Annotated in this window: 29 protein-coding genes; 11 read left to right on the forward strand and 18 right to left on the reverse strand. The window is 66.5% G+C overall.

The genetic code is table 11. The features are described from left to right. Positions 1-11: 11 nt before the first annotated feature. The 4 genes from ACT2B0_RS07250 (at position 12) to ACT2B0_RS07265 (ending at position 2,519) form a co-directional block, all read left to right on the forward strand. Entirely contained in the window at positions 12-632 is a 621-nt protein-coding gene (locus tag ACT2B0_RS07250) for a thermonuclease family protein (RefSeq protein WP_481658464.1), read from the forward strand. Positions 633-683: 51 nt separating this feature from the next. After that, a complete protein-coding gene (locus tag ACT2B0_RS07255) occupies positions 684-1,295 on the forward strand; it encodes a glutathione S-transferase (RefSeq protein WP_473463044.1) in 612 nt (203 codons plus the stop codon). Next, positions 1,295-1,933: a uracil-DNA glycosylase family protein gene (locus ACT2B0_RS07260; RefSeq protein ID WP_473463046.1), complete on the forward strand. Its 639-nt coding sequence runs from the start codon at positions 1,295-1,297 to the stop codon at positions 1,931-1,933. Before ACT2B0_RS07255 ends, ACT2B0_RS07260 begins: the two co-directional genes overlap by 1 nt. A gap of 97 nt (positions 1,934-2,030) precedes the next feature. Further along, a complete protein-coding gene (locus tag ACT2B0_RS07265) occupies positions 2,031-2,519 on the forward strand; it encodes an Lrp/AsnC family transcriptional regulator (protein ID WP_473463049.1) in 489 nt (162 codons plus the stop codon). Between the two features lie 12 nt (positions 2,520-2,531). Here the strand turns inward: ACT2B0_RS07265 and ACT2B0_RS07270 are convergent, their stop codons facing one another. The 11 genes from ACT2B0_RS07270 to moaA form a co-directional block, all read right to left on the reverse strand. Further along, positions 2,532-3,257: a DNA alkylation repair protein gene (locus tag ACT2B0_RS07270; protein WP_473463052.1), complete on the reverse strand. Its 726-nt coding sequence runs from the start codon at positions 3,255-3,257 to the stop codon at positions 2,532-2,534. Between the two features lie 2 nt (positions 3,258-3,259). Further along, positions 3,260-4,129 (reverse strand): NAD(P)-dependent oxidoreductase, encoded by an 870-nt coding sequence (locus ACT2B0_RS07275; RefSeq protein ID WP_473463054.1) that lies wholly within the window; start codon positions 4,127-4,129, stop codon positions 3,260-3,262. A gap of 51 nt (positions 4,130-4,180) precedes the next feature. Continuing rightward, the gene (locus ACT2B0_RS07280; protein WP_473463057.1) at positions 4,181-5,011 is read right to left on the reverse strand and encodes an ABC transporter permease; all 831 of its coding nucleotides are present in this window, start codon (positions 5,009-5,011) and stop codon (positions 4,181-4,183) included. Further along, positions 5,008-5,721 (reverse strand): ABC transporter permease, encoded by a 714-nt coding sequence (locus tag ACT2B0_RS07285; protein ID WP_473463060.1) that lies wholly within the window; start codon positions 5,719-5,721, stop codon positions 5,008-5,010. The genes ACT2B0_RS07280 and ACT2B0_RS07285 overlap by 4 nt, the downstream gene beginning before the upstream one ends. A 103-nt stretch (positions 5,722-5,824) precedes the next feature. Then, the gene (locus tag ACT2B0_RS07290; RefSeq protein ID WP_473463062.1) at positions 5,825-6,613 is read right to left on the reverse strand and encodes an ABC transporter substrate-binding protein; all 789 of its coding nucleotides are present in this window, start codon (positions 6,611-6,613) and stop codon (positions 5,825-5,827) included. Between the two features lie 153 nt (positions 6,614-6,766). Next, on the reverse strand, positions 6,767-7,291 hold the full coding sequence (gene mobB, locus ACT2B0_RS07295; RefSeq protein WP_473463065.1) for a molybdopterin-guanine dinucleotide biosynthesis protein B: 525 nt from the start codon (positions 7,289-7,291) through the stop codon (positions 6,767-6,769). Continuing rightward, positions 7,288-7,911: a molybdenum cofactor guanylyltransferase MobA gene (gene mobA / locus ACT2B0_RS07300; RefSeq protein WP_473463067.1), complete on the reverse strand. Its 624-nt coding sequence runs from the start codon at positions 7,909-7,911 to the stop codon at positions 7,288-7,290. Before mobA ends, mobB begins: the two co-directional genes overlap by 4 nt. Positions 7,912-7,914: 3 nt before the next feature. After that, positions 7,915-9,132, reverse strand: coding sequence for a multidrug effflux MFS transporter (locus ACT2B0_RS07305; protein ID WP_473463070.1), 1,218 nt, complete (start codon positions 9,130-9,132; stop codon positions 7,915-7,917). A 58-nt stretch (positions 9,133-9,190) separates the two neighbouring features. Further along, on the reverse strand, positions 9,191-10,111 hold the full coding sequence (locus tag ACT2B0_RS07310; protein WP_473465840.1) for a DMT family transporter: 921 nt from the start codon (positions 10,109-10,111) through the stop codon (positions 9,191-9,193). Positions 10,112-10,246: 135 nt separating this feature from the next. Next, positions 10,247-10,720, reverse strand: coding sequence for a hypothetical protein (locus ACT2B0_RS07315; protein WP_473463072.1), 474 nt, complete (start codon positions 10,718-10,720; stop codon positions 10,247-10,249). Positions 10,721-10,745: 25 nt separating this feature from the next. Further along, the gene (gene moaA / locus ACT2B0_RS07320; protein WP_473463075.1) at positions 10,746-11,756 is read right to left on the reverse strand and encodes a GTP 3',8-cyclase MoaA; all 1,011 of its coding nucleotides are present in this window, start codon (positions 11,754-11,756) and stop codon (positions 10,746-10,748) included. A gap of 179 nt (positions 11,757-11,935) precedes the next feature. Between moaA and ACT2B0_RS07325 the strand changes: the two genes are divergently transcribed. Beyond that, complete coding sequence (locus ACT2B0_RS07325; protein WP_473463077.1) at positions 11,936-12,280, forward strand: gamma-butyrobetaine hydroxylase family protein; 345 nt, start codon at positions 11,936-11,938, stop codon at positions 12,278-12,280. Between the two features lie 4 nt (positions 12,281-12,284). Here ACT2B0_RS07325 and ACT2B0_RS07330 read toward each other — a convergent pair whose 3' ends face one another. Next, a complete protein-coding gene (locus ACT2B0_RS07330) occupies positions 12,285-12,620 on the reverse strand; it encodes an SH3 domain-containing protein (protein ID WP_473463079.1) in 336 nt (111 codons plus the stop codon). Positions 12,621-12,726: 106 nt separating this feature from the next. Continuing rightward, positions 12,727-13,116 carry a MerR family transcriptional regulator gene (locus ACT2B0_RS07335; RefSeq protein WP_481658465.1) on the reverse strand — a complete coding sequence of 130 codons (390 nt, stop codon included), beginning with the start codon at positions 13,114-13,116 and terminating at the stop codon, positions 12,727-12,729. Between the two features lie 109 nt (positions 13,117-13,225). Between ACT2B0_RS07335 and ACT2B0_RS07340 the strand changes: the two genes are divergently transcribed. From ACT2B0_RS07340 to ACT2B0_RS07350, 3 genes are read left to right on the forward strand one after another with little or no spacing between them, the layout of a single operon-like run. Beyond that, complete coding sequence (locus tag ACT2B0_RS07340) at positions 13,226-13,597, forward strand: mercuric transporter MerT family protein (protein WP_481658466.1); 372 nt, start codon at positions 13,226-13,228, stop codon at positions 13,595-13,597. Between the two features lie 14 nt (positions 13,598-13,611). Continuing rightward, the gene (locus tag ACT2B0_RS07345; protein WP_473463087.1) at positions 13,612-13,890 is read left to right on the forward strand and encodes a heavy-metal-associated domain-containing protein; all 279 of its coding nucleotides are present in this window, start codon (positions 13,612-13,614) and stop codon (positions 13,888-13,890) included. A gap of 1 nt (position 13,891) precedes the next feature. Next, positions 13,892-14,137, forward strand: a complete 246-nt coding sequence (locus ACT2B0_RS07350; RefSeq protein WP_473463089.1) for a GDCCVxC domain-containing (seleno)protein — start codon at positions 13,892-13,894, stop codon at positions 14,135-14,137. On the opposite strand, the gene ACT2B0_RS07355 is transcribed toward ACT2B0_RS07350, so the two are convergent. Beyond that, the gene (locus tag ACT2B0_RS07355) at positions 14,121-15,323 is read right to left on the reverse strand and encodes an MFS transporter (protein ID WP_473463092.1); all 1,203 of its coding nucleotides are present in this window, start codon (positions 15,321-15,323) and stop codon (positions 14,121-14,123) included. The genes ACT2B0_RS07350 and ACT2B0_RS07355 overlap by 17 nt on opposite strands. 137 nt (positions 15,324-15,460) lie before the next feature. On the opposite strand from ACT2B0_RS07355, the gene ACT2B0_RS07360 reads away from it, so the two are divergent. Further along, positions 15,461-16,297, forward strand: coding sequence for an AraC family transcriptional regulator (locus tag ACT2B0_RS07360; RefSeq protein WP_473463093.1), 837 nt, complete (start codon positions 15,461-15,463; stop codon positions 16,295-16,297). Positions 16,298-16,336: 39 nt separating this feature from the next. Here the strand turns inward: ACT2B0_RS07360 and ACT2B0_RS07365 are convergent, their stop codons facing one another. Continuing rightward, entirely contained in the window at positions 16,337-16,789 is a 453-nt protein-coding gene (locus tag ACT2B0_RS07365) for a MarR family winged helix-turn-helix transcriptional regulator (RefSeq protein ID WP_473463095.1), read from the reverse strand. Positions 16,790-16,837: 48 nt separating this feature from the next. Between ACT2B0_RS07365 and ACT2B0_RS07370 the strand changes: the two genes are divergently transcribed. Continuing rightward, entirely contained in the window at positions 16,838-17,749 is a 912-nt protein-coding gene (locus ACT2B0_RS07370; protein WP_473463097.1) for an alpha/beta hydrolase, read from the forward strand. A 22-nt stretch (positions 17,750-17,771) separates the two neighbouring features. Here the strand turns inward: ACT2B0_RS07370 and ACT2B0_RS07375 are convergent, their stop codons facing one another. The 3 genes from ACT2B0_RS07375 to ACT2B0_RS07385 form a co-directional block, all read right to left on the reverse strand. Next, positions 17,772-18,167 (reverse strand): rhodanese-like domain-containing protein, encoded by a 396-nt coding sequence (locus ACT2B0_RS07375; protein WP_473463100.1) that lies wholly within the window; start codon positions 18,165-18,167, stop codon positions 17,772-17,774. Between the two features lie 25 nt (positions 18,168-18,192). Next, the gene (locus tag ACT2B0_RS07380) at positions 18,193-18,813 is read right to left on the reverse strand and encodes a L,D-transpeptidase (RefSeq protein WP_473463102.1); all 621 of its coding nucleotides are present in this window, start codon (positions 18,811-18,813) and stop codon (positions 18,193-18,195) included. Between the two features lie 168 nt (positions 18,814-18,981). Continuing rightward, the gene (locus tag ACT2B0_RS07385) at positions 18,982-20,601 is read right to left on the reverse strand and encodes a fumarate hydratase (RefSeq protein WP_473463105.1); all 1,620 of its coding nucleotides are present in this window, start codon (positions 20,599-20,601) and stop codon (positions 18,982-18,984) included. A 287-nt stretch (positions 20,602-20,888) separates the two neighbouring features. Here ACT2B0_RS07385 and ACT2B0_RS07390 point away from each other — a divergent pair, with 287 nt between their 5' ends. Beyond that, on the forward strand, positions 20,889-22,742 hold the full coding sequence (locus tag ACT2B0_RS07390; protein ID WP_473463107.1) for a L,D-transpeptidase family protein: 1,854 nt from the start codon (positions 20,889-20,891) through the stop codon (positions 22,740-22,742). Positions 22,743-22,765: the final 23 nt, after the last annotated feature.

The raw sequence follows: 22,765 nt of genomic DNA on the forward strand, positions 1-22,765 counted from the left end.
AGTCCCTTCCGGTGACCAGATGGCGGCGGCGCGCGCGGGCGGCGAAATCACTCCGCGGCGGCTGGCCGCGGCCGTTGCGCCGGCTGTTCGACATCGCCCTGACAGTGGCGGTTTTCGCGCTCGTCGCCGTGCTTGTGGCCCGCCTTGAGGACAGCGCAACGGTCGAACGGCAGGGCCTTGCGTCGGTCGGCGACGGCGACAGCCTGACGCTTGCGGGCCGGCGTATCCGGCTTGTCGGCATCGATGCGCCCGAACTCCAGCAATCCTGCCGGCGCGATGGCGCAGACTATGCCTGCGGGCGCACCGCGCGCGAGACGTTGCGCGCACTGGTCGGCCAGCGCGCGGTCGTCTGCCGCGGCCACGAAGAAGACCGTTTCGGCCGTCTGTTGGCGGTCTGCCATGTCGGCGAAATCGAACTGAACCGCGCCATGGTGGAAAAGGGCTGGGCGGTCTCCTACGGGCGCTACGCGAAGATCGAACGCCAGGCGCGGGCCGAAGCGCGCGGCCTGTGGGCCGGCCAGTTCGAGCGTCCGCGCGCCTGGCGTGCCGTTCACGGCCGCGCGAGCGACATCGAAATCGGCCTCGCGGAGCGCCTGTGGGCTTGGGTCGCGGCGCTGTTTGGTGCAGGCTGACGGCATATGATCGCGCGCATGCCGTGCGCAATGGTTGTCGGGAGGCAGAGTGTGAAGCTTTATGATGGTGGACGCGCGCCCAATCCGCGGCGCGTCAGGGTGTTTTTGGCCGAAAAGGGCATCGAGGTCCCGCGCGTTGAGATCGATATGGGCGCGATGGGCCATCGCGGCGCCGAAGTCACCCGCCGCAACCCGCTGCAGCGCCTGCCGGTGCTGGAACTCGACGACGGCACCATTCTGACCGAGTCGATCGCGATCTGCCGCTATTTCGAGGAGCTTCATCCCGAGCCGGCCCTGTTCGGCCACGGCGCTCTCGGCAGGGCGCAGGTGGAGATGTGGCAGCGCCGCCTGGAACTGAATTTCCTCCTCACCGTCGGCCAGGCCTTTCGCCACATCCACCCGGCGATGAAGGAATGGGAGGTGCCGCAGATCGCCGAGTGGGGCGAAGTCAACAAGCCGCGCACCGTGCAATTTCTGGAAATCTTCGACCGCGAGCTTCAAGATCGCGAATTCGCCGCCGGCGACGCCTATTCGGTGGCCGACATCACCGGCATGATCGGTATCGATTTCATGAAACCGGCGCGCATCGACCTGCCCGAGGAGTTGCGCAACGTGCGGCGCTGGTACGAGACGGTCTCCGCCCGGCCGAGCGCGCGGGCGTGATGCCGGCCGATCCGATCACCGAGCTCGACCGGCTGGCGGGAGAAATCCGCGCCTGCCGGGTCTGCCGCGACCAGCCCCAGGGGCGGCCGCTGCCGCACGAGCCGCGCCCGGTCGTCGTCGCCTCGTCGACGGCGCCGGTGCTGATCGCCGGGCAGGCGCCGGGGCTGCGCGTGCACGAGACCGGCATTCCGTTCAACGACCGCTCCGGCGACCGGTTGCGCGACTGGCTCGGCGTCTCGCGCGAGGCGTTTTACGATCCCGGCCTGTTTGCGATCGCGCCGATGGGGTTTTGCTTTCCCGGCTACGACGCCAAGGGCAGCGACCTGCCGCCACGCCGGGAATGCGCGCCGGCCTGGTATGGGCGGCTGATGGAGTTGATGCCGCAGCTCGAACTGATCGTGGCGGTCGGCCAGCACGCGCAGCGCTGGCATCTGCGCGCTGCGCGCCGGACCACGCTGACCGAAACGGTTGCCGCCTGGGCGGAGATCTTTGCCCGGCCCGGGCGCCCAAAAGTCCTGCCGCTGCCGCATCCCTCCTGGCGCAACACCGGCTGGCTCAAGCGCAATCCCTGGTTCGAGAGCGAATTGCTGCCCGTGTTGCGGCGGGAAATCGCGAGCCGCATCGGGCCGATAAGATAGAACGCGCCGTGCCGATTTTCGTATGAGAAGAGAAAAAATTACTTGAACGGCGGCGCGATGGGCGTAAATTCGGAAAAAATTTCCGACAGGAGCCGTCATGGACCGTCTCGACAAGAAAATCCTGCGGCTGTTGCAGGAAGATTCCACGCTCGCCGTCGCCGACGTGGCCCGGAAGGTCGGCCTGTCGACCACGCCCTGCTGGCGCCGGATCCAGAAACTGGAGGAGGAGGGGGTCATCCGCCGCCGGGTGGCGATCCTCAATCCCGATAAGGTCAACACCCGGGTCAACGTCTTCATCTCCATCCGCACCAATTCGCACAGCATGGAATGGCTGCGGCGGTTTTCCGAGGTGATCCAGGAGTTTCCCGAAGTCGTCGAATTCTACCGCATGAGCGGCGACGTCGACTATCTGATCCGGGTGGTGGTCCCCGACATTGCCGCCTACGACGCCTTTTACAAGAAGCTGATCGCCAGGATCGAAATCCGCGACGTGTCGTCCGCCTTCGCCATGGAGCAGATCAAATACACCACCCAGTTGCCGCTCGACTACATGGTGCTGGACAAGGAGAGCGCCAGCGCCGCGTGAGGCGTTCTTCCACTATCGCGCCGGCGGCTGCGCCTTCTGGCGCAGCCGCTCCAGCGTCTTTGGCGCGCTGAGCTCGCGCAAGGCGTCCTTGCCGACCCAGCGCCTGGCCCGACTGTCCGCCTCGGCCAGACGCTGCGCCAGAGCCAGCGCCGGATCGTGCAGTCGAAGCGAGCGCTTGCCGGTCTGGCGCAGCGCCCAGCTCACCGCCTTTTTGACGAAATTGCGCTCGTCATGCGCCTGGCGTTCGATCAGCGCCAGCCAGGTAAGGAAGCGCGCGTCGGGTTCCTTTTTCAGGTGGACCGCCGCCCAGGCGATCATGGCGAAGCCGGCGCGGCGCACGAATTCGCGCCCGTCCCCGGCGAATTCGGGCACCAGTTCGCCGGCAAGCCCGGCCTCGACGAACAGGTCGGCTGCGTGGTCGACCACCTCCCAGGAAGCGAAATCCTGCGCCCAGTCGCGCGCCTGCGCGGCCGTGAACTCTTTCGGTTCGGCGGTGAAGCAGGCCACAAGCCGTGCCTCGCGCCAGCCGCTTTGCCACAGCGCCAGCGCGCGCGCCTGATCGCGCCCGATCGTGCGTGCGAGCGGCCGCAGCACCGCGTTCGGTATGCCGAAGGCGGTATCGGTGGCAATCCCGAACCGCGCCATGCCGGCGCGGTTGTCGGCCGAAGCGAGCGTTTCCAGATGTGCGACGACGGCCGCGGCGTCGGAAGCCGGCGAGGGCGTCGCCGCGGCCGGCACGGCTACCGCTCCAGCCGCGCCAGCAGCGACGAGGTATCCCAGCGCCGCCCGCCCATGTCCTGGACGTCCTTGTAGAACTGGTCGACCAGCGCCGTGACCGGCAGCTTGGCGCCGTTGCGCTCGGCTTCGGTGAGGCAGATGCCCAGATCCTTGCGCATCCAGTCGACCGCGAAGCCGAAATCGTAGCGGCCCTGGTTCATGGTCTTGTGGCGGTTTTCCATCTGCCACGAGCCGGCCGCGCCCTTGGAGATCACGTCGACGACCTTTTCCACGTCGAGCCCGGCCTTCTTGCCGAAATGAATGCCCTCGGCCAGTCCCTGTACTAGGCCCGCGATACAGATCTGGTTGATCATCTTGGTCAACTGCCCGGCGCCGGCCGGGCCCATCAGGCCGACCATTTTCGCATAGGCCTCGATCACCGGCCGCGCGGTCTCGAACACCGCCTGCTCGCCGCCGGCCATCACCGTCAGAACGCCGTTTTCGGCCCCGGCCTGTCCGCCCGACACCGGCGCGTCCAAAAAGCCGAAACCGGCCTTTTCGGCCGCCTCGGCCAGGTCGCGCGCCACTTCGGCCGAGGCCGTCGTGTTGTCGATGAACACCGCGCCGGCTTTCATCGCCGCAAAGGCGCCGTCCCAGCCGAGCGTGACGGCGCGCAGATCGTCATCATTGCCGACGCAGCAAAACACGAAATCCTTGTCCGCGGCCGCTTCGGCCGGCGTTGCGGCCGACGCGCCGCCATGCTCGCCGACCCATTTTTCCGCTTTCTCGGCCGTGCGGTTGTAGACGGTGACGTCGTGGCCGCCTTTGTTCTTCAAATGACCGGCCATGGGATATCCCATCACGCCGAGACCCAGAAATGCGACTTTGGCCATCTGGCCCCTCCATTATGCGTGGTTTCGAAAAATCGTGCGGAACTGGTCGGCTCAGCGCTGTAGATGACGAGTCAGCCTGGTCTCGACCACGCTCCATACATTGCGCAATGTCTCCACGATAACGAGATAGAAGATCGCCGCCCAGATATAGGTCTGGAAATCGTAGGTGCGCGAATAGGCCCGGCGGGTCTCGCCCATCAGGTCGTAGACGGTCGCAAGGGCAACGATCGCCGAGCCCTTGACCATCAGGATGATCTCGTTGCCGTAGGGCCTGAGCGCCACGATCAGCGCCTGCGGCAGGATGATCTTGTAAAGCGCCTGCACCCGGTTGAGGCCGAGCGCGGCCGCGCCTTCCCATTGCCCCCTCGGCACGCTCTCGACCGCGCCGCGCAAGATTTCGGCCTGATAGGCGGCCGTGTTCAGCGCAAACGAGAACACCGCGCAGTTCCAGGCCTCGCGGAAAAACCCCCACAGGCCGACCGCTTCCAGTTGCGGGCGAAACGAGCCGAGACCGTAATAGATCAAAAAAAGCTGCGCGATCAGCGGCGTGCCGCGAAACACGTACACATAGGCGAAGGCGATGCGGCTGATCAGCTTGTTCTTCGACATCCGCCCGATGGCGACGGGGATCGACAGCACAGCGCCGATGACCAGCGAAAGCCCGACCAGCGACAGCGTGGTCAGCAGGCCGGAAATATATTTGGGACCGTAGCGCGCGACTTTTTCCGGTGCCCAGGCTTCCACCAGATACCACACCATGAGGATGCCGGCGGCGAGCCAGAAGGCAAGCACCAGATTGCCCGCGATCCGCTCGCCGGTCCACACCCGGGGCAGGGCGGGCGGCCGCTCGGAGGCTTCCAGGCGCTCCTGCAGCGTCGTCATCGCGCCGTCTCGCCCCGTTTGCCGGCCGTCTCCACCCGGCCGATCACGACCGACGACAACAGCGCCAGCACCAGGTAGAGCAGCGCCGCCAGGCCGAAGAACAGGAAGGCTTCCTTGGTGTTGCGCGCCGCGATCCCGGTCTGGCGCAGAATGTCGGTCAATCCGATCGCCGAAACCAGCGCCGTGTCCTTGAGCAAAATCATCCACAGATTGGACAGGCCCGGCAGCGCGATGCGGATCAGTTGCGGCAGGATCACCAGCCGCATGACCTGGTTGCGATGCAGGCCGAGGGCGTAGCCGCCCTCGTACTGGCCGTGCGAGATCGCGCGGAAGGCCGACAGGAACACCTCGCTGGCATAGGCGGAAAACACGAAGGCCAGCGCGATCACGCCGGCCAGGAAGGCGTTGATCTCCACGCCGGCGTCCACGCCGAGCCCCCTGAACACTTGCTGGATGCCGATCTGCAGCCCGAAATAGACCAGAAACAGCGTCAGGAGTTCCGGCAGGCCGCGAAAAATAGTGGTGTAGATGTCGGCCGCGGTTCGAAAACTCCATTCGCGGCTCTGCTTGGCGAGCGCGATCAGAAAGCCGATCAACAGCCCGACCGGCAGGGTCGCGAGCGCGAGGCTTATCGTGGTGACGACGCCGATGGCGATTTCGTCGCCCCAGCCCTGGTCGCCGAAGCTCAGCAAGGTCAGGTAGTTGTCCATGTGCCCCGCCCGCCTGCCGCGGGTCCGGCGCATGCGCCGGCCATACGGAACCGGATCGCCGGGCGCCCATCTGGCCGCCCGGCATGGTGGTCGTTAGGCGGCATCAGTCGCCGTAAACGTCGACATCGAAATATTTGTCGTTGATTTCCTTGTACTTGCCGTTCGCGCGGATCGCCAGAATGGCGGCCGAGAACTTGTCGGCCAGGTCGCTCTCGCCCTTGCGCACGGCCACGCCGGCGCCCTGGCCGTTGATCACCGGGTCGGGCGTCAGCGTGTCGAGGATCTTGCAGCACGCGCCGTCGTCGCTCTTCAGCCATTCCGACAACACGATGACGTCGTCGATCACCGCGTCGATGCGGCCATTGGCGATGTCGAGCTTGTATTCGTCGGGCGTCGGATAGAGCTTCAGGTCGGCCGACGGCAGCTTTTCCTCGGCATAGTTGGAATGGGTGGTGGAGGATTGCGCGCCGAGCGCCTTGCCGGCCAGCGCCTCGTCGGTGGCCTCCGTCAGCGGGCTGTCCTTGGGCACGGCGATCGCCGGCGGGGTGTTGTAGTATTTGGCGCTGAAGTCGACCTTTTCCTTACGCTCGTCGGTAATCGACATCGAGGCGATGATGGCGTCGAACTTGCCGGCCTGCAGGGCGGGGATGATGCCGTCCCAGTCCTGGGTAACGAATTCGCAATCGGCCTTCATTTCCTCGCACAGCGCCTTGGCGATATCGATGTCGAAGCCGACCAGCGAGCCGTCGGACTCGAGATTGTTGAAGGGCGGATAGGCGCCCTCCGTGCCGATCTTGAGTTTCATCATCTCTTCGGCATGCGCGCCGGTGCCCAGGGAAAGCGCCAGCAGGGCGGCGGAGGCGGCGAGCGCCAGACGCTGTTGGATACGCATAATGTTCCTCTCCGTTTTTGTCGTTGCTTGCGGCTTGCGACCGCATTGTCGTTTCCTTGCGGATGCCGAAACATCCGCGAAAACCGGATACTCCCACTGTTTTTGTCGGAAATGCAACCGCAAAGCGTGGCGGGCCGGTCCGTGCCGGATCGCTCAGCCGTCGGTATCGCGCGCCGCCAGGCCGGTGGCCGTTTCGACGAAATCGGCGATCGCGGCGATGTCGTCGAGACGGAACACCGGCACGGTTTCTCCACAGACCGGATGATCGGCGGCAATGGCAACGATGTTGGGGCTCGAGGCGGTCAGCGGCGCCCGGTCGCGCGCCTCCAGGCGGCGGGTCTCGATCTTGGGGTGGGCGTCGTGCTTGTAACCTTCCACCAGCACGAGGTCGCAGGGCGCGAGCTTGGCGAGCACGTCGGCCAGCTCGGGCTCGCCCGCGTCGCGCAATTCGTGCATCAGCGCCCAGCGCCGGCCCGACACGATGGCCACCTCCATCGCGCCGGCCTCGCGGTGGCGGAAGGAATCGGTGCCCTGCCGGTCGATGTCGAAGGCGTGATGGGCGTGCTTGACGGTCGACACGACATGGCCGCGCCGGCCGAGTTCGCTGACCAGCGCCGCCGTCAGCGCGGTCTTGCCCGAATTCTTCCAGCCGGTGATACCGAAAACGCGCCGGGTCATTGCGCCTGCTCTGCAATCAGTCGCTCGGCGGCGGCCAGGTCGCCGGGCGTGTTGATGTTGAAAAACGGGTCGATCTCCGCGCCATCGCGCTTTTGTATGGCGAAATCGACGATATCGACCGCACGCGATCGGCAAAAGCCCGAAACGGAGGGATTTTCTGGTCCCTTGAGGAAGACTGCCAACTCGTCGGCCAGCGCCGTCGGCCACAGGCCGAACACCGGATGCGCGCGGCCTTGCGAGGCGGCGAGCGCGATCCGCTCCGGGTGGCCGCCCGCAGCCAGCCGGCCAACCAGGTCGCGCGGAAAGAAGGGCGTGTCGGTCGCTGTCGTAACGAGCCGGTCGAAACCGGCGCTGGCTGCCCAGACCAGGCCGGCATGAATGCCGGCGAGCGGTCCGCGCTGGCCGGTAAGACGATCGCCGATCACCGGGCGGCCGAAGGCGGAAAAACGCCGCGGCTCGGTATTGGCGCTGACCGCGATCGTCTCCACGGCCGGTGCGAGGCGCTCCAGCACATGCGCCACCAGCGGTTTGCCCGCGAGCGGCAGCAAGGCCTTGTCGGTGCCGGCCATGCGCGAGGAGCGGCCACCGGCGAGCACCAGCCCGGCGATGCTGCGCTCCATCGCTCAGGCGCCCCCGAGCGGCCCGGCGACGCGGTCGACCCACATGCCGTAAAGCGTGGCGCAGATCGCCGCGGCGGCCGACAGCGCCATCACCCACAACAGCGGCATGGCCCCGCTTTCGGGCGACAGCAGCGCGCCGGCGACCACGGCGAGCGCGGCGCCGCCGCCGATCTGCATGGAGCCGCCGAGGCCGGAGGCCGAGCCGGCCAGACGCGGGCGCACGCTGACGATGCCGGCATTGGCGCTGGGCAGGGTGATGCCGTTGCCAAGCCCCACCATGGCGGCCGGGCCGAACAGAGATAGCGGGTGGACGTAGCCGAGCCCGAACAACGCCAGTGACACGATCATGCCGAGGAACGTGACGATATTGCCGGCGAGCATCATCGGTGCGAGCCCGACGCGGGCGCCGTACCGGCCCGACAGGAAATTGCCGCTCATGTAGCCGATCGAGATCAGCATGAAATAGAACCCGTACTCCGACGGGCTGAGTTTCAGGATTTCCGTGGCGACATAGGGGCCGCCGCCGAGAAAGGCGAAAAACGAGCCCGTGGCGAAGGCGGCCGTCAGCGCATAGGCCCAGAAGCGCCGTGAGCGCAGCAATTCCGGATAGGCGCGAAACTGCGCCGAAAAGCTGGGCGAAAGCGCCTTGTTGGTCTCGTTGAGGTCGAAATAGACCACGCTGATCGACACCAGGCCGAACCCCAGGGTCAGCACGAAGGTGGATTGCCAGCCATACCATTCGTCGAGCAGGCCGCCGATCGCCGGAGCGATCATCGGCACCAGCGACATGCCCATGACGATATAGGCGATCTTGCTGACCGTTTCCTCCGTGCGCACGGTGTCGCGCACGATGGCGCGCGACAGCACCATGCCGGCCGCCGAAAAGGCCTGCAGCACGCGGCAGGCGAGCAGGATCTCGATGGTCGGCGCAAACAGCGCCGCGACGGTGCCGACCAGGAAGACCGAAAAACAGGTCAGCATCACCGGCCGGCGCCCGAACCGGTCCGAGGCCGGCCCGATGAAGAGCTGCAGCACGGCGGTTGCGCCGAGATAAAGCGACACCAGAAGCTGGACCAGCGCGTAGTCGGCCGAAAAATGCCGGGCAATGCCGGGCAGGGACGGCAGGAAAATGTTCATCGCCAGCGGCCCGGTCGCCGTCGCGATGACGAGGGTGAGGATGTGCGGCGAACGAATTCCCGTCAGTTGGCGTCGGTCGCTCATGCCGGCCTCCGCCTGGTCGCGGCCGGGGAGGGGACGCCTTTCTTGCGCATCGCCATGCTCAAAGACCGTCCGGGCTCATGGTCGGCCCCGTGCTTTCGGCGGCCGGCTTGCGCGGGCCGCGCACCTGCTCGCGATAGAGCGTGAACAGGCCCGAGCCCACGACGATCACCGCGCCGGCGATCATCGCCGCGTCGGGCACGTCGCCGAAGACCGCGTAGCCGAGCACCAGCGCCCATAACAGCCCGGTATAGCGATAGGGCGCCACGAACGAGATCTCGCCGGTGCGCATCGAGATGATGACGCACTGATAGCCGACCAGCACCATCACGGCCGCCACGGCGAGCGTGCCGAACTGGCCGCCGTCGAGCGGAGCCCAGCCGCCCAGCGGCGCGATCAGCAGCCCGCCGACGATCGTCACCCCGAGCGCGCTCAGCGTGGACACCAGCAGGGTCGGCACGGCGGCGTCAATGCGCCGCGTGGCGAGGTCGCGCACGGTGCAAAACAGCACCGCCAGAAGCGCAAGCAGCGAAAAGGCGCTGAACCCCTCGAAGCCGGGGCGGATAATGATCAGAACGCCGGCGAAACCGGCCAGGATGGCCGACCAGCGCCGCCAGCCGACCGGTTCGGCAAACACCAGTGCCGCGCCCATCGTCACTGCCAGCGGGAGCACCTGAAGCACCGCCGTCACATTGGCCAGCGGCAGGCGTTGAAGCGCCAGCAGGAAGGAGACCGTCGCGCCGATTTCGGCCGCAGCCCGCAGCAGCACCATCGGGTTCAGGACGCCCGACAGCCGGCGCGCCACGCCGGCGCGCCAGGCCAGCAGCGCGATCAGCGTCGTGGCCACAACGCCGCGCACCAGCATGATCTGGCCCATGTTGAGTTCGGTGCTGACCAGCTTCACCACGGCGTCGTTGACCGTGAAGGCGGCCATGGCGATCGCCATGGTGAGCGCGCCGCTCAGATTGGGGGAAAGATGCAAGGCCATGTCCGGAACAGTTCTTTACCGGATTACGCACACCCCTGCGCAAACGCAACCGCAAACCGCTGGTCCAGATGGTTGCAACGCTGCCCTCCGCGGACCGGCCTTGCGCCCCCCCCCTTGCCGGGCTTGCCCTTAAGGCCCGTTCAGGCTCTTGCCCATGGCCGCGATATGCGGCTCGTAGACCGGTTTGAGGGTGCGCGGAAATCTCAACAGCATGGCATGGATGATATTGTCGGCGCCGAACTCGAACCGGTCGTAGAAAATATCGTCTTCCACGTAACCCGACAGCACCACCCAATTGTCTTTCACGCGCCGGTAGGTCACTTCGAAGCCCTCGCGCCCGGCCGGCTCGCTCGCCTGGTCGGCAAAGGCCTCCGGCGAGGCCTCGAGCGCGTTGTTGAAGGCGTAGACGGCCAGGCTCGCCCCGTCCTCCGAAAGCCAGGTCATGCCGTCGCCGTTTTGCGGCGGTTCCATCGCCTGGCGAAAGATTTCTGCGGGAAAGGTGACCGAGGTGCCGTAGCGGGAATTTTTGTAGGTCAGCGTGTCGGCGAACGCGGGCAGGCTGAACAGGCCGGCGGCCAGGCACACAAGGACACGCATCGTCATGGCCGGACCTTTCCTGGAGCGCACGCTATCCTCCCGTCACGCTCATATGGCGCGAGACCGAGGGCCGGTTGGTGCGGCGGTCGATGACGAAATCGTGACCCTTGGGCTTGCGCCCGATGGCCGCGTCGATCGCGGCATGCAGGAGTTCGTTGCCTTCCGACGCGCGCAGCGGCTGGCGCAGGTCGGCGGCGTCCTCCTGGCCCAGGCACATATAGAGCGTGCCGGTGCAGGTCAGCCGCACCCGGTTGCAGCTTTCGCAGAAATTATGGGTCATCGGCGTGATGAAGCCGAGCCGTCCGCCGGTCTCTGCGATCTCGACATAGCGCGCCGGCCCGCCGGTCTTGAACGGGATGTCGGTCAGGGTGAATTCGTTCTCCAGCCTGGCGCGCAACAGCGACAGCGGCAGATATTGGTCGGTTCGGTCGGCGTCGATCTCGCCCATCGGCATGGTCTCGATCACCGTCATGTCCATGCCACGCCCATGCGCCCAGCGCAGCATGTCGGGGATCTCGCCGTCGTTGAAGCCTTTCAGCGCCACGGCGTTGATCTTGACCTTCAGCCCGGCCCGTTCGGCCGCCTCCAGCCCTTCCATCACCTTGCCGAAATGGCCCCAGCGGGTGATGGCGCGGAACTTGTCGGGATCGAGCGTGTCGAGCGACACGTTGAGGCGCCTGACCCCGCAATCGGCGAGCTCGTCGGCGAAACGGGCGAGCTGCGAGCCGTTGGTGGTCAGCGTCAGTTCCTCGAGCGCGCCGCTTTTTAAGTGGCGCGACAGCTCGCGCACCAGATGCATGATGTTCTTGCGCACCAGCGGTTCGCCGCCGGTCAGCCGGAGCTTGCGCACGCCCTTTTCGACAAACGCCGAACACAGCCGGTCGAGTTCCTCCAGCGTCAACAGGTCCTTCTTCGGCAGGAAGGTCATGTCCTCGGCCATGCAGTAGGTACAGCGGAAGTCGCAGCGGTCGGTGACCGAGACGCGCAGATAGTCGATCGTGCGTCCGAACGGGTCGATCATGGGGGCGGTGCTGGCGCTCATGCTGTCGGTCCTGCCTCGCGAATGGTCTCGGTCCCGCCGTGGCTGATGCGAGCCTGCGGCCTTGGTAACATTTTCGCTGTATCTGGCGCAATATATCGACTTGATGCCGCGCCGCAATGGTGGGATAGCGACATCGATGATCGCGGAATGGACAAACCGGCGGCAGCGGAGAATTGATCATGGCGGCCCCGAAAGAACTGCGCGTTTCCAGGGACCGGCGCGTCCTGACCGTGACCTTCGCCGACGAGAGCCACGTGCTCGGCGCGGAGATGCTCAGGGTGTTGTCGCCTTCGGCCGAGGTGCAGGGCCATTCGCCCGAGCAGCGCGTCACCGTGGGCGGCAAGAAGGACGTCGCCATCAGCCGGCTCGAGCCGGTCGGCAACTACGCCGTGCGCATCGTTTTCGACGACGGCCACGACACCGGCATCTTCACCTGGGCCTATCTCGACACGCTCGGCCGCGAGAAGGAGACCCGCTGGCAGGCCTATCTCGACGAGCTCCGGCAAAAGGGCCTGGCGCGCTGACCTGTTACGGGCAGTCGCTGGGGGCGAGATAACGCCGCTTGGCCCAGCCCGTCACGGTGCGGTCGCCGTCATAATGGGTGACGCGGCACCAGCGGCTCGGCAGCGGCCGGCTTGTCGGCGTGCACGCGCCTTCGCCGGCGATGATGCCGTGATTGCCGGGCCGCAGCATGTCCACGATCGCAGACTTGGCCGAGGCCCGGCTGCGCAGGTTGAGCACGTCCCAGCTCTCGACATTGACCACCTGGTAGCAACCCGGTCCCGAGGTGGCGAGCGCCCCGGGCGCGCCGGCCGCCAGGACGAAAAAACCGGCAAGTGCGATGGTCTGGCGCAGGGGTTTCATCGAACCGTGACCTCCGTGGTGGATTGCAGGCGCTGGCGCGATCTTAGCCACCGGCGGCGCGGTCCGCCAGCCTGAGCGGAACGCGCGGGCGGGCGGATGTGATCGCTCAGCCGCCGTCAAGCATGTCGAGCACCGGGCAGGCGACTGGGTCCTGCCGCGTACAACGTCCGACCGTTTCGGAGAGGATGTGTTCCAGCCGGGCCAGGTCGGCGAGCTTCGCGCGCACCGCGTCCAGATGCGCTTGCGCGATCCGCTCCACCTGCGCACAGCTTGACCCGACGGGCGAGGCCAAAGCCAGCAGGGCGCGGATGTCGGCAATGCCGAAGCCCAGTTCGCGGCCGCGACGGATGAAGGCGAGCGCGCGCCGGTGGCCGTTGTCGTAGGTCCGTCGTCCCGCAGCCGTCCTCGGCGGCGCGTCGAGAAGTCCGATGCGCTCGTAATAGCGGATTGTTTCGATGTTGACGCCGGTCAGGCGCGAGAGCTGGCCGATCGCCATGCCGCCGGCTCGCGAAACCGTGATCTTGCCCACGCCGGAAGTTCCTTGTTCCTGTAGTCGCTACAGCATTTAGCGTTACCACATGTCGAGCAAACAGGCACATCACGACATGGCGCAATTGGAGGCCACGGGCGCGCGGCCGGGATCGTTTTGGGCGGCCGTTGGCGCGCTGTCGGGCGCGACGGCGGCGACGGCGTGCTGCATCGTGCCGCTCGCGCTCTTCATGCTGGGCATCGGCGGGGCCTGGATCGGCAGGCTGACGGCGCTTGCGCCTTATCAGCCGCTTTTCCTCGGCGTCGCGGCGCTCTCGCTCGGCTACGGCTATTGGCGCATGCGGCGCGACCGGCGCTGTGGACTGGATGAGGCCTGCGCCCGTCCGGTTCCGCGAAAATTCCTGAATGCCGCGTTCGCAACCGCTCTGGCGCTGGTCGCGGCCGCGCTCGCCTTTGACGTCTTCGCGCCCGCCCTGCTCGGGCTTTGAACGGGAGATTTTCCATGGCGCTCCGGCACTTGCTCATTCCGGCCATGCTCGCACTGACGTTTCCGGCGCTGGCCGCCGAAAGGACCGTCGTGCTCGATATCGACAATATGTACTGCGCGACCTGCCCCTATATCGTGCGCCAGGCGCTGCTCGGGGTCGACGGCGTGACAAACGTCTCGGTCTCGCTCGATGACAGCACGGCCACGGTCGTTTTCGACGACGACACCACCGGCCCTGACCTGCTGACGGCGGCAACGACCGACGCCGGCTATCCGGCGCGGGCGAGGCCCTAGGGTGGCTACGCTCCTTTCCACGCTGACCTGTCCGTATTGCGGCGGTCGCCACACACATCGAATGCCGCTCGACGCTTGCGTGTTCTTCCACGAATGCGGCGGTTGCGGCCGGCTGTTGCGGCCGCTTGCCGGCGACTGCTGCGTTTTTTGTTCCTACGGCACGGTGCCGTGCCCGCCGATACAGGAGGCCGGGGCGGGTGGTTGCTGTGCGCCCGGGCCCGCCACCGGCCCTACCGGCGCTGTTTGAGATCGGGCAGGAAGATCGTCAACAGCCCGAGCAGCGGCAGGAACGAACACACCGTATAGACATAACCGATCCCCTTGGCGTCGGCGACGACGCCCAGCACCGCCGCGCCGAGCCCGCCGAGGCCGAAGGCGAAGCCGAAAAACAGCCCCGCGACCATGCCGACCCGGCCCGGCAGCAATTCCTGCGCGAACACCACGATCTGCGGGAAGGCCGACGACAGGATCAGGCCGATCAGGATGGTCAGCACCGGTGTCCAGGCGTAGCTGGCATAGGGCAAGGCGAGCGTGAAGGGCAGCACGCCCAGGATCGAGAACCAGATCACCGTCTTGGAGCCGAACCGGTCGCCGATCGGCCCGCCGAGGATGGTGCCGGCCGCCGCCGCGCCCAGGAAGATGAACAGCAGAACCTGCGAGTCCTGCACCGACACGCCGAAGCGCTCGATGACGAAGAACGTGTAATAGCTGCTGATCGAGGCGAGGTAGACATGTTTGGAAAACACCAGCACGATCAGCACCACCAGCGTCAGCATCACCCGCCGGCGCGACAGGTCGAGCATCGTCGGCGCGGCCGGTCGCGACGCGGCGCGCTTTTGATAGGCCGAATACCAGCCGCCGACGCGCCACAGGATCACCATGCCGATCATCGCGGCCACCGAGAACCAGGCGACCGAGCCCTGGCCGCGCGGCACCACGATGAAGGCGGCCAGAAGCGGGCCGATCGCGGTGCCGAAATTGCCGCCGACCTGAAACAGCGCCTGGGCGAGGCCATAACGCCCGCCCGAGGCAAGCCGCGCCACGCGCGAGGATTCGGGGTGAAAGATCGCCGATCCGAGCCCGACGAAGGCCGCGCCCAGCAAAAGCAGGCCATAGCTGCCGGCGGTCGCCAGAAGCAGCAGCCCGATCATCGTCGAGCCCATGCCGGCCGACAGCGAATACGGCATCGGCCGCCGGTCTGCGACGATGCCGACCAGCGGTTGCAGCAGCGAGGCCGTGACCTGGAAGGCGAGCGTCAGCAGGCCGATCTGCCAGAAATCGAGACCGTAATCGCCTTTCAGCATCGGATAGAGCGCAGCCAGCAGCGACTGCATCACATCGTTGAGCAGATGGCAGAAGCTGACGGCCAGAATCACCGCGTAGACGGTTCGCTCGGGCGCGAGCCGGGCGGGGGAGGCGATGGTGTCGGCCAAGACGAACTCCTTCTGGCCAGCGGCGCGGCATCGTGGCCGAATGGTTATAGAGCGGCTGGCCGTGACCTTCTTTGCTGGTTTGGTCTATTTGTTTTGCAAGTGGGCCAGCACTAGGCCGACGACGGGAAGGACGAACCATGCGCGACGGCGCGCCCTCTGCGACTTCTGGAGCGCATAGTCTGCAACGCTACGACGATGACCGGCGCGCCTTGATCGAACGCGCCGAGAGCGCGGTCGTGGCGCTGGCGAGCGCCTATCCGGACGGACACCGCGTGGCGGCGCATCGGCACGGCCGCTCGCAACTGCTTCACGTGCGCGCCGGCGTCGTGCTCGCCGTCACCGATGCCGGTCGCTGGATGGTGCCGGCCGGCCAGGCGCTGTGGATTCCCGCCGGCATTACCCATGCCGTTGATATGCTTGGCGGTGTGCGCATGCAGTCGGCCTATGTCCGGCCGGCCGCGATCGCCGGCCTGCCGGTGTCGCTGCGCGTCGTCGCCATGACCGGCCTGATGCGCAGCCTGATGGGCGAAGCCGTCGCGATTGGCGATATCCCTGGCGCGCGCGGCCGCGACGCGCTCTTGCTCGACCTGATCCTGCACGAGATTCCGCGGCTTGAGGAATTGCCGCTCGGTCTGCCGTTTCCCAGCGACCCGCGTCTTGCGGCGCTGTGCCGGCGCTATCTCGACGCGCCGACCCCGGCCGTGACCATCGACGACTGGGCGCGCGAGACCGGCATGAGCCGGCGCAGCTTCACCCGGCGCTTCCAGCGCGAGACCGGGCTCAGCCTGTCGGTGTGGCGCCAGCAGGCGAGCCTGTTCGCCGCCTTGCCGCGCCTGTCGGAAGGCGAGGCGGTGACCACCGTCGCGCTCGATCTGGGTTATGAGAGCGTGGCCGCCTTCACCACCATGTTCAAGCGCATGCTGGGCACCTCGCCGCGCGCCTATTTGTCGGCGAATGCGCCGGCGGTCTCGTGACGGCCGGCCTGCGGCCACGGGCACGCGGCGCGTGCCGCCTCACGTCTCGGCCAGCGTTTCCACGATGCGGCGCATCTGCTCGCCCATGGCGTCGCACTCGGCCGGCGAGGATTGCGCCATGACGGTGTCGATCAGCTCGGTATAGATCGCGAGCGCCTTTAAAAGCCGCTCTTCGCCGGCCCGCGTCAGATAAAGCCGCATGACGCGCTTGTCCGACGAATCGCTCTCGCGCCGTACCAGCCCCTGCGATTCGAGCTGCGGCAGCAACATGGTGATGTTGGAGCGTCCCACCAGCAGCCGCCGCGCCAGATCGTGCTGCGACTGGCCCGGATGGCGGTAGAGATTCATCAGCATGTCGAGCTGCGCGAGCTTCAGATCGAGCGGCGCCAGCGCCTTCGACAGGGCGCGCACCACCGCCTTTTCGGCGCGCACCACGGCGATCCAGTTGCGAAAGCGCGGGTTGTCCCACGGCAGGTCTTGTTTTTTGTTCATCGTTGAACTAATAATGTTCATGGCTGAACTAATTTCCGGTGGCCCACCATGGCATCATTTCCGTTGACTGTCATCCGTACCGCCTTCCGCATCGCCGACCATATCGCGCCCCGGCTCGCCGGCCGCGCCGCCTTCGCGCTTTTCTGCCGCACCCCGCATCCGAACCGGGTTTCGCCCGGGGAGCGGCGGGCGCTCGACCAGGCGGCGCCGTTCATGGCCGAGGCGCGCCTGCACCGGCTGACCACCCCGTCGGGCTGGGTCGTCGCGCATGATTTTCGCCCGCCGCCGGGCACCGGGCGCCGCCGCGCCGTGCTTGTTATCCATGGCTGGCGATCGCGCAGCGATCACATGGCGGCGATCGTCGACGCCCTGCGCCGCGACGGCGCACGGGTGATCGCCCTCGACCTGCCCGGCCACGGCAAGTCGAGCGGCCGCCGGCTCGACATGGCCAACGCCGTCGCCGCGGCGTCCCTCGCTGGCGCCTGGTTCGGTCCCTTCGACGCCGTCATCGGCCATTCCTTCGGCGGCGCCGTCGCCGTCCACGCCCTCGCCGGCGCGGTCCGTGGTGTCGAGAAGCTGGCGGCCGAGCGGCTGGTCTTGATCGCGGCGCCCAATTCCATGCCGTCCTTCTTCGCCGAGTTCGGCCGTATGCTGGATCTCGGCCCGCGCACCCAGACCGCGTTGTTCGCGCATGTGGAAAGGCTGACCGGCCGTCCGCTGGAAGACTATGTCGGCGCCGACCAACTCGCCCGCCATCCATGCCCGACCCTCGTCCTGCACGCGCCCTGCGACAAGGAGGTGCCGGCCGAAAACGCCAGGGCCTATGGCCGGGCGGGCAAGCATGTGCGCCTGGTCTGGGCGCCCGGCCTCGGCCACCGCCGCATCCTGGCCGGCCCCGGCGTGCTGGCCGAACTGACCGGCTTCGTCGCCGGCGCCCGCGAACCGGCGCTGGCAAACTGATATCGCGACCGGTTCGGACGCGTCAGCCCTTCGGCGTGCCGGGCTCGTGCGGCAGGCCGGCTTCCTTCCACGCGCTGAAACCGCCTTCGACATGGCTGACCCTGTCCAGCCCCATGTCCTGTGCGGTCTTGGCCGCAAGCGCCGAGCGCCAGCCGCCGGCGCAGAAAAACACGAAATGCTTGCCGGAGGAAAACAGCGCCTTGTGATACGGGCTTTCGGGGTCGATCCAGAATTCCAGCATGCCGCGCGGGCAGTGATGCGCGCCGGCAATGCGGCCCGCGCGTTCCAGTTCGCGCGGGTCGCGAATGTCGATGAAGGCGACGTCGTCGCGGGCCAGTAGCGGCGCCGCCTCGGCCGGCGCCAGCGCCTTCACCACCGCATTGGCCTCGTCCAGAAGCGCCTTGTAGCCCTTTTTCATCACTGCCTCCCGTAAACGGCGCTGCTCAGCGCACCACCACCACCTTGGTGCCGACCCCCACCTGCTCGTAGAGATGCTTGACGTCGTCATTGGCCATGCGGATGCAGCCCGACGACATCGCCTGGCCGACCGTCCACGGCTGGTTGGTGCCGTGGATGCGGTAGAGCGTCGAGCCGATATAGAGCGCGCGCGCGCCGAGCGGATTGTTGGGGCCGCCGGGCATGTGGGCCGGCAGCTTGCGGCCCTTGCGCGCCTCGCGCCGGATCATCTGCGGCGGCGGCGTCCAGCCCGGCCATTCGGCCTTGCGCGAAACCCGGTTGGTGCCCGCCCAGGTAAAACCCTGGCGGCCGACGCCGACGGCGTATTTCAGCGCCCTGCCATTGCCGAGCGTATAATAGAGCCGCCGCTCGGACGTATTGACGATGATCGTGCCTTTGCCGTGCGGCCCGTCATAGCGCACCGTCTCGCGCGGGATCGGCGATTTGTCGGAATTCCTGGTGCCGTGCTCGACACGCGGCTGGCCGCCGCGGATGATGCGCGCGAACAGGCTTTCCGCCGCCGCCGTGCCGACCAGCGGGGAACCCGGCGCCACCATCATGAAAGCCGCGGCCAGCGCCGCCTTGATCCCAAGCCCGATTTTACCCATGTCACCCATCCCAATGAAAGTCGGAACGCCGCGCGCCCTCGCTTCGCCCTTGTGCCGCATCATGCAATCGCGGCCCGAACGGTCAAGCGACGGCCGCAGCCCACGCCCCGCGCGCCCCGCCGCGACTATCGCCCAACCCCGGTAAGCAAATCGTTGCGATGCCGGCCTTCAGCCGAGATTGAGTTCCTTGAAAAAGTCGTTGCCTTTGTCGTCGATTACGATGAAGGCGGGGAAGTCCTCGACCTCGATGCGCCACACCGCCTCCATGCCGAGTTCGGGATATTCGAGCACCTCGACCTTTTTGATGCAGTCCTGGGCCAGTCGCGCCGCCGGCCCGCCGATCGAGCCGAGATAAAACCCGCCATGGGCCGCGCAGGCCTCGCGCACCTGGCGCGAGCGGTTGCCCTTGGCCAGCATCACCATCGACCCGCCAAAGGACTGGAACTGGTCGACGAAACTGTCCATGCGCCCGGCGGTCGTGGGCCCGAACGAGCCCGACGCGTAGCCCTTCGGCGTCTTGGCCGGGCCGGCATAATAGACCGGATGGTTTTTCAGATAGTCGGGCATCGGCTCGCCCTTTTCCAGCCGCTCGCGGATCTTGGCGTGGGCCAGGTCGCGGGCGACGATGATCGGTCCGCTGAGCGAAAGCCTTGTCTTGACAGGGTGTTGCGACAGGTCCTTCAGGATCTCGTCCATCGGCCGGTTGAGGTCGATCCTGACCATATGCGCCGTCAGCCTGTCCTCGTCGATATCGGGCATGTAGCGCGCCGGATTGGTTTCCAGCTCTTCCAGGAAAATGCCCTCGCGCGTCACCTTGCCCAGCGCCTGGCGATCGGCCGAGCACGACACGCCGAGCCCGATCGGCAGCGAGGCGCCGTGGCGCGGCAGGCGGATGACGCGCACGTCGTGGCAGAAATATTTCCCGCCGAACTGCGCGCCAACGCCCATCTGCTGGGTGAGCTTGTGGATTTCGGCCTCCATCTCCAGGTCGCGGAAGGCGTGCCCGGTCTCGCTGCCTGCCGTCGGCAGGCCGTCGAGATAGCGTGTGGAGGCGAGCTTCACGGTTTTCAGGTTCATCTCCGCCGACGTGCCGCCGATCACCACCGCCAGGTGATAGGGCGGGCAGGCGGCCGTGCCGAGGGTGAGAATCTTTTCCTTCAGAAAGTCGATCAGCCGGTCATGGGTGAGCAGCGACGGCGTGCCCTGGTAGAGAAACGTCTTGTTGGCCGAGCCGCCGCCCTTGGCCACGAACAGGAATTTGTAGGCGTCTTCGCCTTCCTGGTAGAGCTCGATCTGGGCCGGCAGGTTGTTTTTGGTGTTTTTTTCCTGAAACATCGACACCGGCGCGAGCTGCGAATAGCGCAGGTTCTTCTTCTCGTAGGCGTCGAGCACGCCGCGTCCCAGCGCCTCGGCGTCGCCGCCCTCCGTCCACACCCGGCGCCCCTTCTTGCCCATGATGATCGCGGTGCCGGTATCCTGGCACATCGGCAGGATGCCGCCGGCCGCGATATTGGCGTTCTTCAACAGATCGTAGGCAACGAAGCGGTCGTTGTCGGTCGCTTCGGGGTCGTCCAGGATCGCGGCGAGCTGTTTCAGGTGGCCGGGCCGCAACAGATGGTTGATATCGGCGAACGCGGCTTCCGACAAAAGCCGCAGCCCCTCCGTTTCGACGGTCAGGATCTCCTGGCCGCGAAACCTGTCGACGCCGACATGGTCGTCGCTCAGCTTGCGATAGGGCGTCTGGTCGGCGGACAGGGGGAAAAGATCGGCAAGCACCGGATCGCTCATGCGCATGTTCCTCGCTTCGGCTGACAGCGGATAGTCGCCGGTTTATTGTCGCTGCGGGAGAAAAAGTCCATGCGAAGCGTTCCCGCTGCGACAGGGCGTGGCCGTTGCGGGCGTCTGTGCGAAAAACATAACAGAAATTTTATCGCCGTCGGGCCAAGGCTCCGGCATTTGCTGTTGCCATAATGCGGCGCTACGGTTCGATTCTGCCGCCAAACGGTCGCATCCGGGACCGGACGCGTTGAAACGGACGGGCAACCAGGACACTAAACGGGACCAAGGGCAGGGTGATGTACACAAACCGCCGTCGATTGCTGGCCTATCCGGCTTCTTTTCTCGCCGCCGCCATGATGATGGCGCCGGTGCCGGCCGACGCGCAGAATTTCTTTGAGAGACTGTTCGGCGGCGGCATCAAGGAGCGGCGCGAGCGCGACGTGCGGCCCGAGCCGGCAAAACCGAAAAAGCGCGTCAAGCGGGTCAAGATTTCCGCGCCGTCCTATTACGCCTACCGCCCCGACAAGCTGGAGAAGGTGTCTTTTTCCGACCTGATCGAGGCGCCGCGACCGGCGAGCTTCGAACCCTCGCTGGACGGCGGGCTCTTCGACGAGGCGATCGGCGGTCTCGAGGATTTCGACCTGCGTGCCTATCAGGACGTGGCCGCCGCGCTGACGGCGCATTACGGCGACAAGCGGGCCTTCATCTGGGTCTCCGGCTTCAGCCCCAACGGGCGCGCGGCCGAGGCCGTGCGGGTTCTGGGCGCGGCCGCCGATTTCGGGCTCGAGCCGGCCGACTACGCGGTGACCATGCCGGCGCCGGGATTTTCGATGGACCAGATGGCCGCCCGCAACGCCGAGCTGATTCGTTTCGAGATGGCGCTGTCGGCAAAGGTGCTGCGTTACGTGCGCGACGCCTGGTCGGGCCGTGTCGACCCCAATCGACTGTCGGGCTACCACGATTTTCCCAAAAAGCCGCTCGACCTGAAAAAGGTGCTCGACCGCCTCGCTCATACCCGGGACGTCCGCGCCTATCTGGAATCGCGCCATCCCCAGAACGAACGCTTCGCGGCGCTGCGCGTCGAGCTGGAGGCGCTGCGCGCGAGCGCGGAAAACGACATTGTCGTCGACCCGAAGCTGCTGTTGCGGCCGGGCAAGTCGAGCCCCGAACTGCCAAAAATGCTCGCCCTGTTCGCGCGCGAGACCGACGAGGCGTTTCGCACCGAGCACGCAACTTTGCTGGAAAGTTCCAAGGACAGCGAGCTTTACGACGAGCAACTGGTGCCGCTGGTCAAGGCCGCGCAGGCGTTCAAGGGCTTGCGCGCCGACGGCATTATCGGCCCGCGCACGGTCGCCGCCTTTGCTGGCGAATCCAGGGCCGCCCGTATCGCCAAGGTCGAATACGCGCTTGAGCGGCTGCGCTGGCACCCGTCCGATCTCGGCAGTCCGCGTGTCTTCATCAACCAGCCCGCCTTCACCGCGACCTATGTCGAAGGCAATCGCGACACGCTTTCCATGCGGGTGGTCGTGGGCAAGAAATCCAATCAGACCAGCTTCTTTTACGACGAGATCGAGCAGATCGACTACAATCCCTATTGGGGCGTGCCGCAATCGATCATCGTCAACGAGATGCTGCCCAAGCTCTACCGCGACCCGGCCTATCTCGACCGGGCCGGTTACGAGGTCACCGATGCCCGTGGCCGGCGCATCTCTTCCTCCGCGATCAATTGGGGCCAGTATGGCGGCAAGGTGCCGTTCAACGTGCGCCAGCGTCCGGGCTCCAGCAACGCGCTCGGCGAACTGAAAATCCTGTTTCCCAACAAGCACGCCATCTACATGCACGACACGCCGTCCAAGAACCTGTTCGAGCGCGACACGCGCGCTTTCAGCCATGGCTGCGTGCGCCTTGCCGACCCGCGCGGCATGGCCGCCGCGGTGCTCGACAAGCCGGTCGACTACGTCGCGGCCAAGATCGGCGCCGGTCATTCTTCCGAAAAGATCACCCGCAAGATCCCGGTCTATGTCGCCTACTTCACCGCCTGGCCCGATCAGGACGGCAAGGTCGCCTATCATGCCGACGTCTATGACCGCGACAGCCGGGTGCAAAAGGCGCTGGACGCGATTGCGGCGGTGCGCCAGCCAGCCGGCTGACGTGCCTTGTGCCGTGCGGGAAC

It is taken from the genome of Nitratireductor sp. J20-h4, assembly GCF_056780505.1.

Coding starts and splice junctions, on each gene's coding strand:
- ACT2B0_RS07260 (WP_473463046.1), top strand. CDS start 1,295: ATGCCGGCCGATCCGATCACCGAGCTCGACCGGCTGGCGGGAGAAATC.
- ACT2B0_RS07265 (WP_473463049.1), top strand. CDS start 2,031: ATGGACCGTCTCGACAAGAAAATCCTGCGGCTGTTGCAGGAAGATTCC.
- ACT2B0_RS07275 (WP_473463054.1), bottom strand. CDS start 4,129: ATGGCCAAAGTCGCATTTCTGGGTCTCGGCGTGATGGGATATCCCATG.
- ACT2B0_RS07280 (WP_473463057.1), bottom strand. CDS start 5,011: ATGACGACGCTGCAGGAGCGCCTGGAAGCCTCCGAGCGGCCGCCCGCC.
- ACT2B0_RS07285 (WP_473463060.1), bottom strand. CDS start 5,721: ATGGACAACTACCTGACCTTGCTGAGCTTCGGCGACCAGGGCTGGGGC.
- ACT2B0_RS07290 (WP_473463062.1), bottom strand. CDS start 6,613: ATGCGTATCCAACAGCGTCTGGCGCTCGCCGCCTCCGCCGCCCTGCTG.
- mobB (WP_473463065.1), bottom strand. CDS start 7,291: ATGACCCGGCGCGTTTTCGGTATCACCGGCTGGAAGAATTCGGGCAAG.
- mobA (WP_473463067.1), bottom strand. CDS start 7,911: ATGGAGCGCAGCATCGCCGGGCTGGTGCTCGCCGGTGGCCGCTCCTCG.
- ACT2B0_RS07305 (WP_473463070.1), bottom strand. CDS start 9,132: ATGAGCGACCGACGCCAACTGACGGGAATTCGTTCGCCGCACATCCTC.
- ACT2B0_RS07315 (WP_473463072.1), bottom strand. CDS start 10,720: ATGACGATGCGTGTCCTTGTGTGCCTGGCCGCCGGCCTGTTCAGCCTG.
- moaA (WP_473463075.1), bottom strand. CDS start 11,756: ATGAGCGCCAGCACCGCCCCCATGATCGACCCGTTCGGACGCACGATC.
- ACT2B0_RS07325 (WP_473463077.1), top strand. CDS start 11,936: ATGGCGGCCCCGAAAGAACTGCGCGTTTCCAGGGACCGGCGCGTCCTG.
- ACT2B0_RS07330 (WP_473463079.1), bottom strand. CDS start 12,620: ATGAAACCCCTGCGCCAGACCATCGCACTTGCCGGTTTTTTCGTCCTG.
- ACT2B0_RS07335 (WP_481658465.1), bottom strand. CDS start 13,116: ATGGCGATCGGCCAGCTCTCGCGCCTGACCGGCGTCAACATCGAAACA.
- ACT2B0_RS07340 (WP_481658466.1), top strand. CDS start 13,226: ATGGCGCAATTGGAGGCCACGGGCGCGCGGCCGGGATCGTTTTGGGCG.
- ACT2B0_RS07345 (WP_473463087.1), top strand. CDS start 13,612: ATGGCGCTCCGGCACTTGCTCATTCCGGCCATGCTCGCACTGACGTTT.
- ACT2B0_RS07360 (WP_473463093.1), top strand. CDS start 15,461: ATGCGCGACGGCGCGCCCTCTGCGACTTCTGGAGCGCATAGTCTGCAA.
- ACT2B0_RS07365 (WP_473463095.1), bottom strand. CDS start 16,789: ATGAACAAAAAACAAGACCTGCCGTGGGACAACCCGCGCTTTCGCAAC.
- ACT2B0_RS07370 (WP_473463097.1), top strand. CDS start 16,838: ATGGCATCATTTCCGTTGACTGTCATCCGTACCGCCTTCCGCATCGCC.
- ACT2B0_RS07375 (WP_473463100.1), bottom strand. CDS start 18,167: ATGAAAAAGGGCTACAAGGCGCTTCTGGACGAGGCCAATGCGGTGGTG.
- ACT2B0_RS07380 (WP_473463102.1), bottom strand. CDS start 18,813: ATGGGTAAAATCGGGCTTGGGATCAAGGCGGCGCTGGCCGCGGCTTTC.
- ACT2B0_RS07385 (WP_473463105.1), bottom strand. CDS start 20,601: ATGAGCGATCCGGTGCTTGCCGATCTTTTCCCCCTGTCCGCCGACCAG.
- ACT2B0_RS07390 (WP_473463107.1), top strand. CDS start 20,889: ATGTACACAAACCGCCGTCGATTGCTGGCCTATCCGGCTTCTTTTCTC.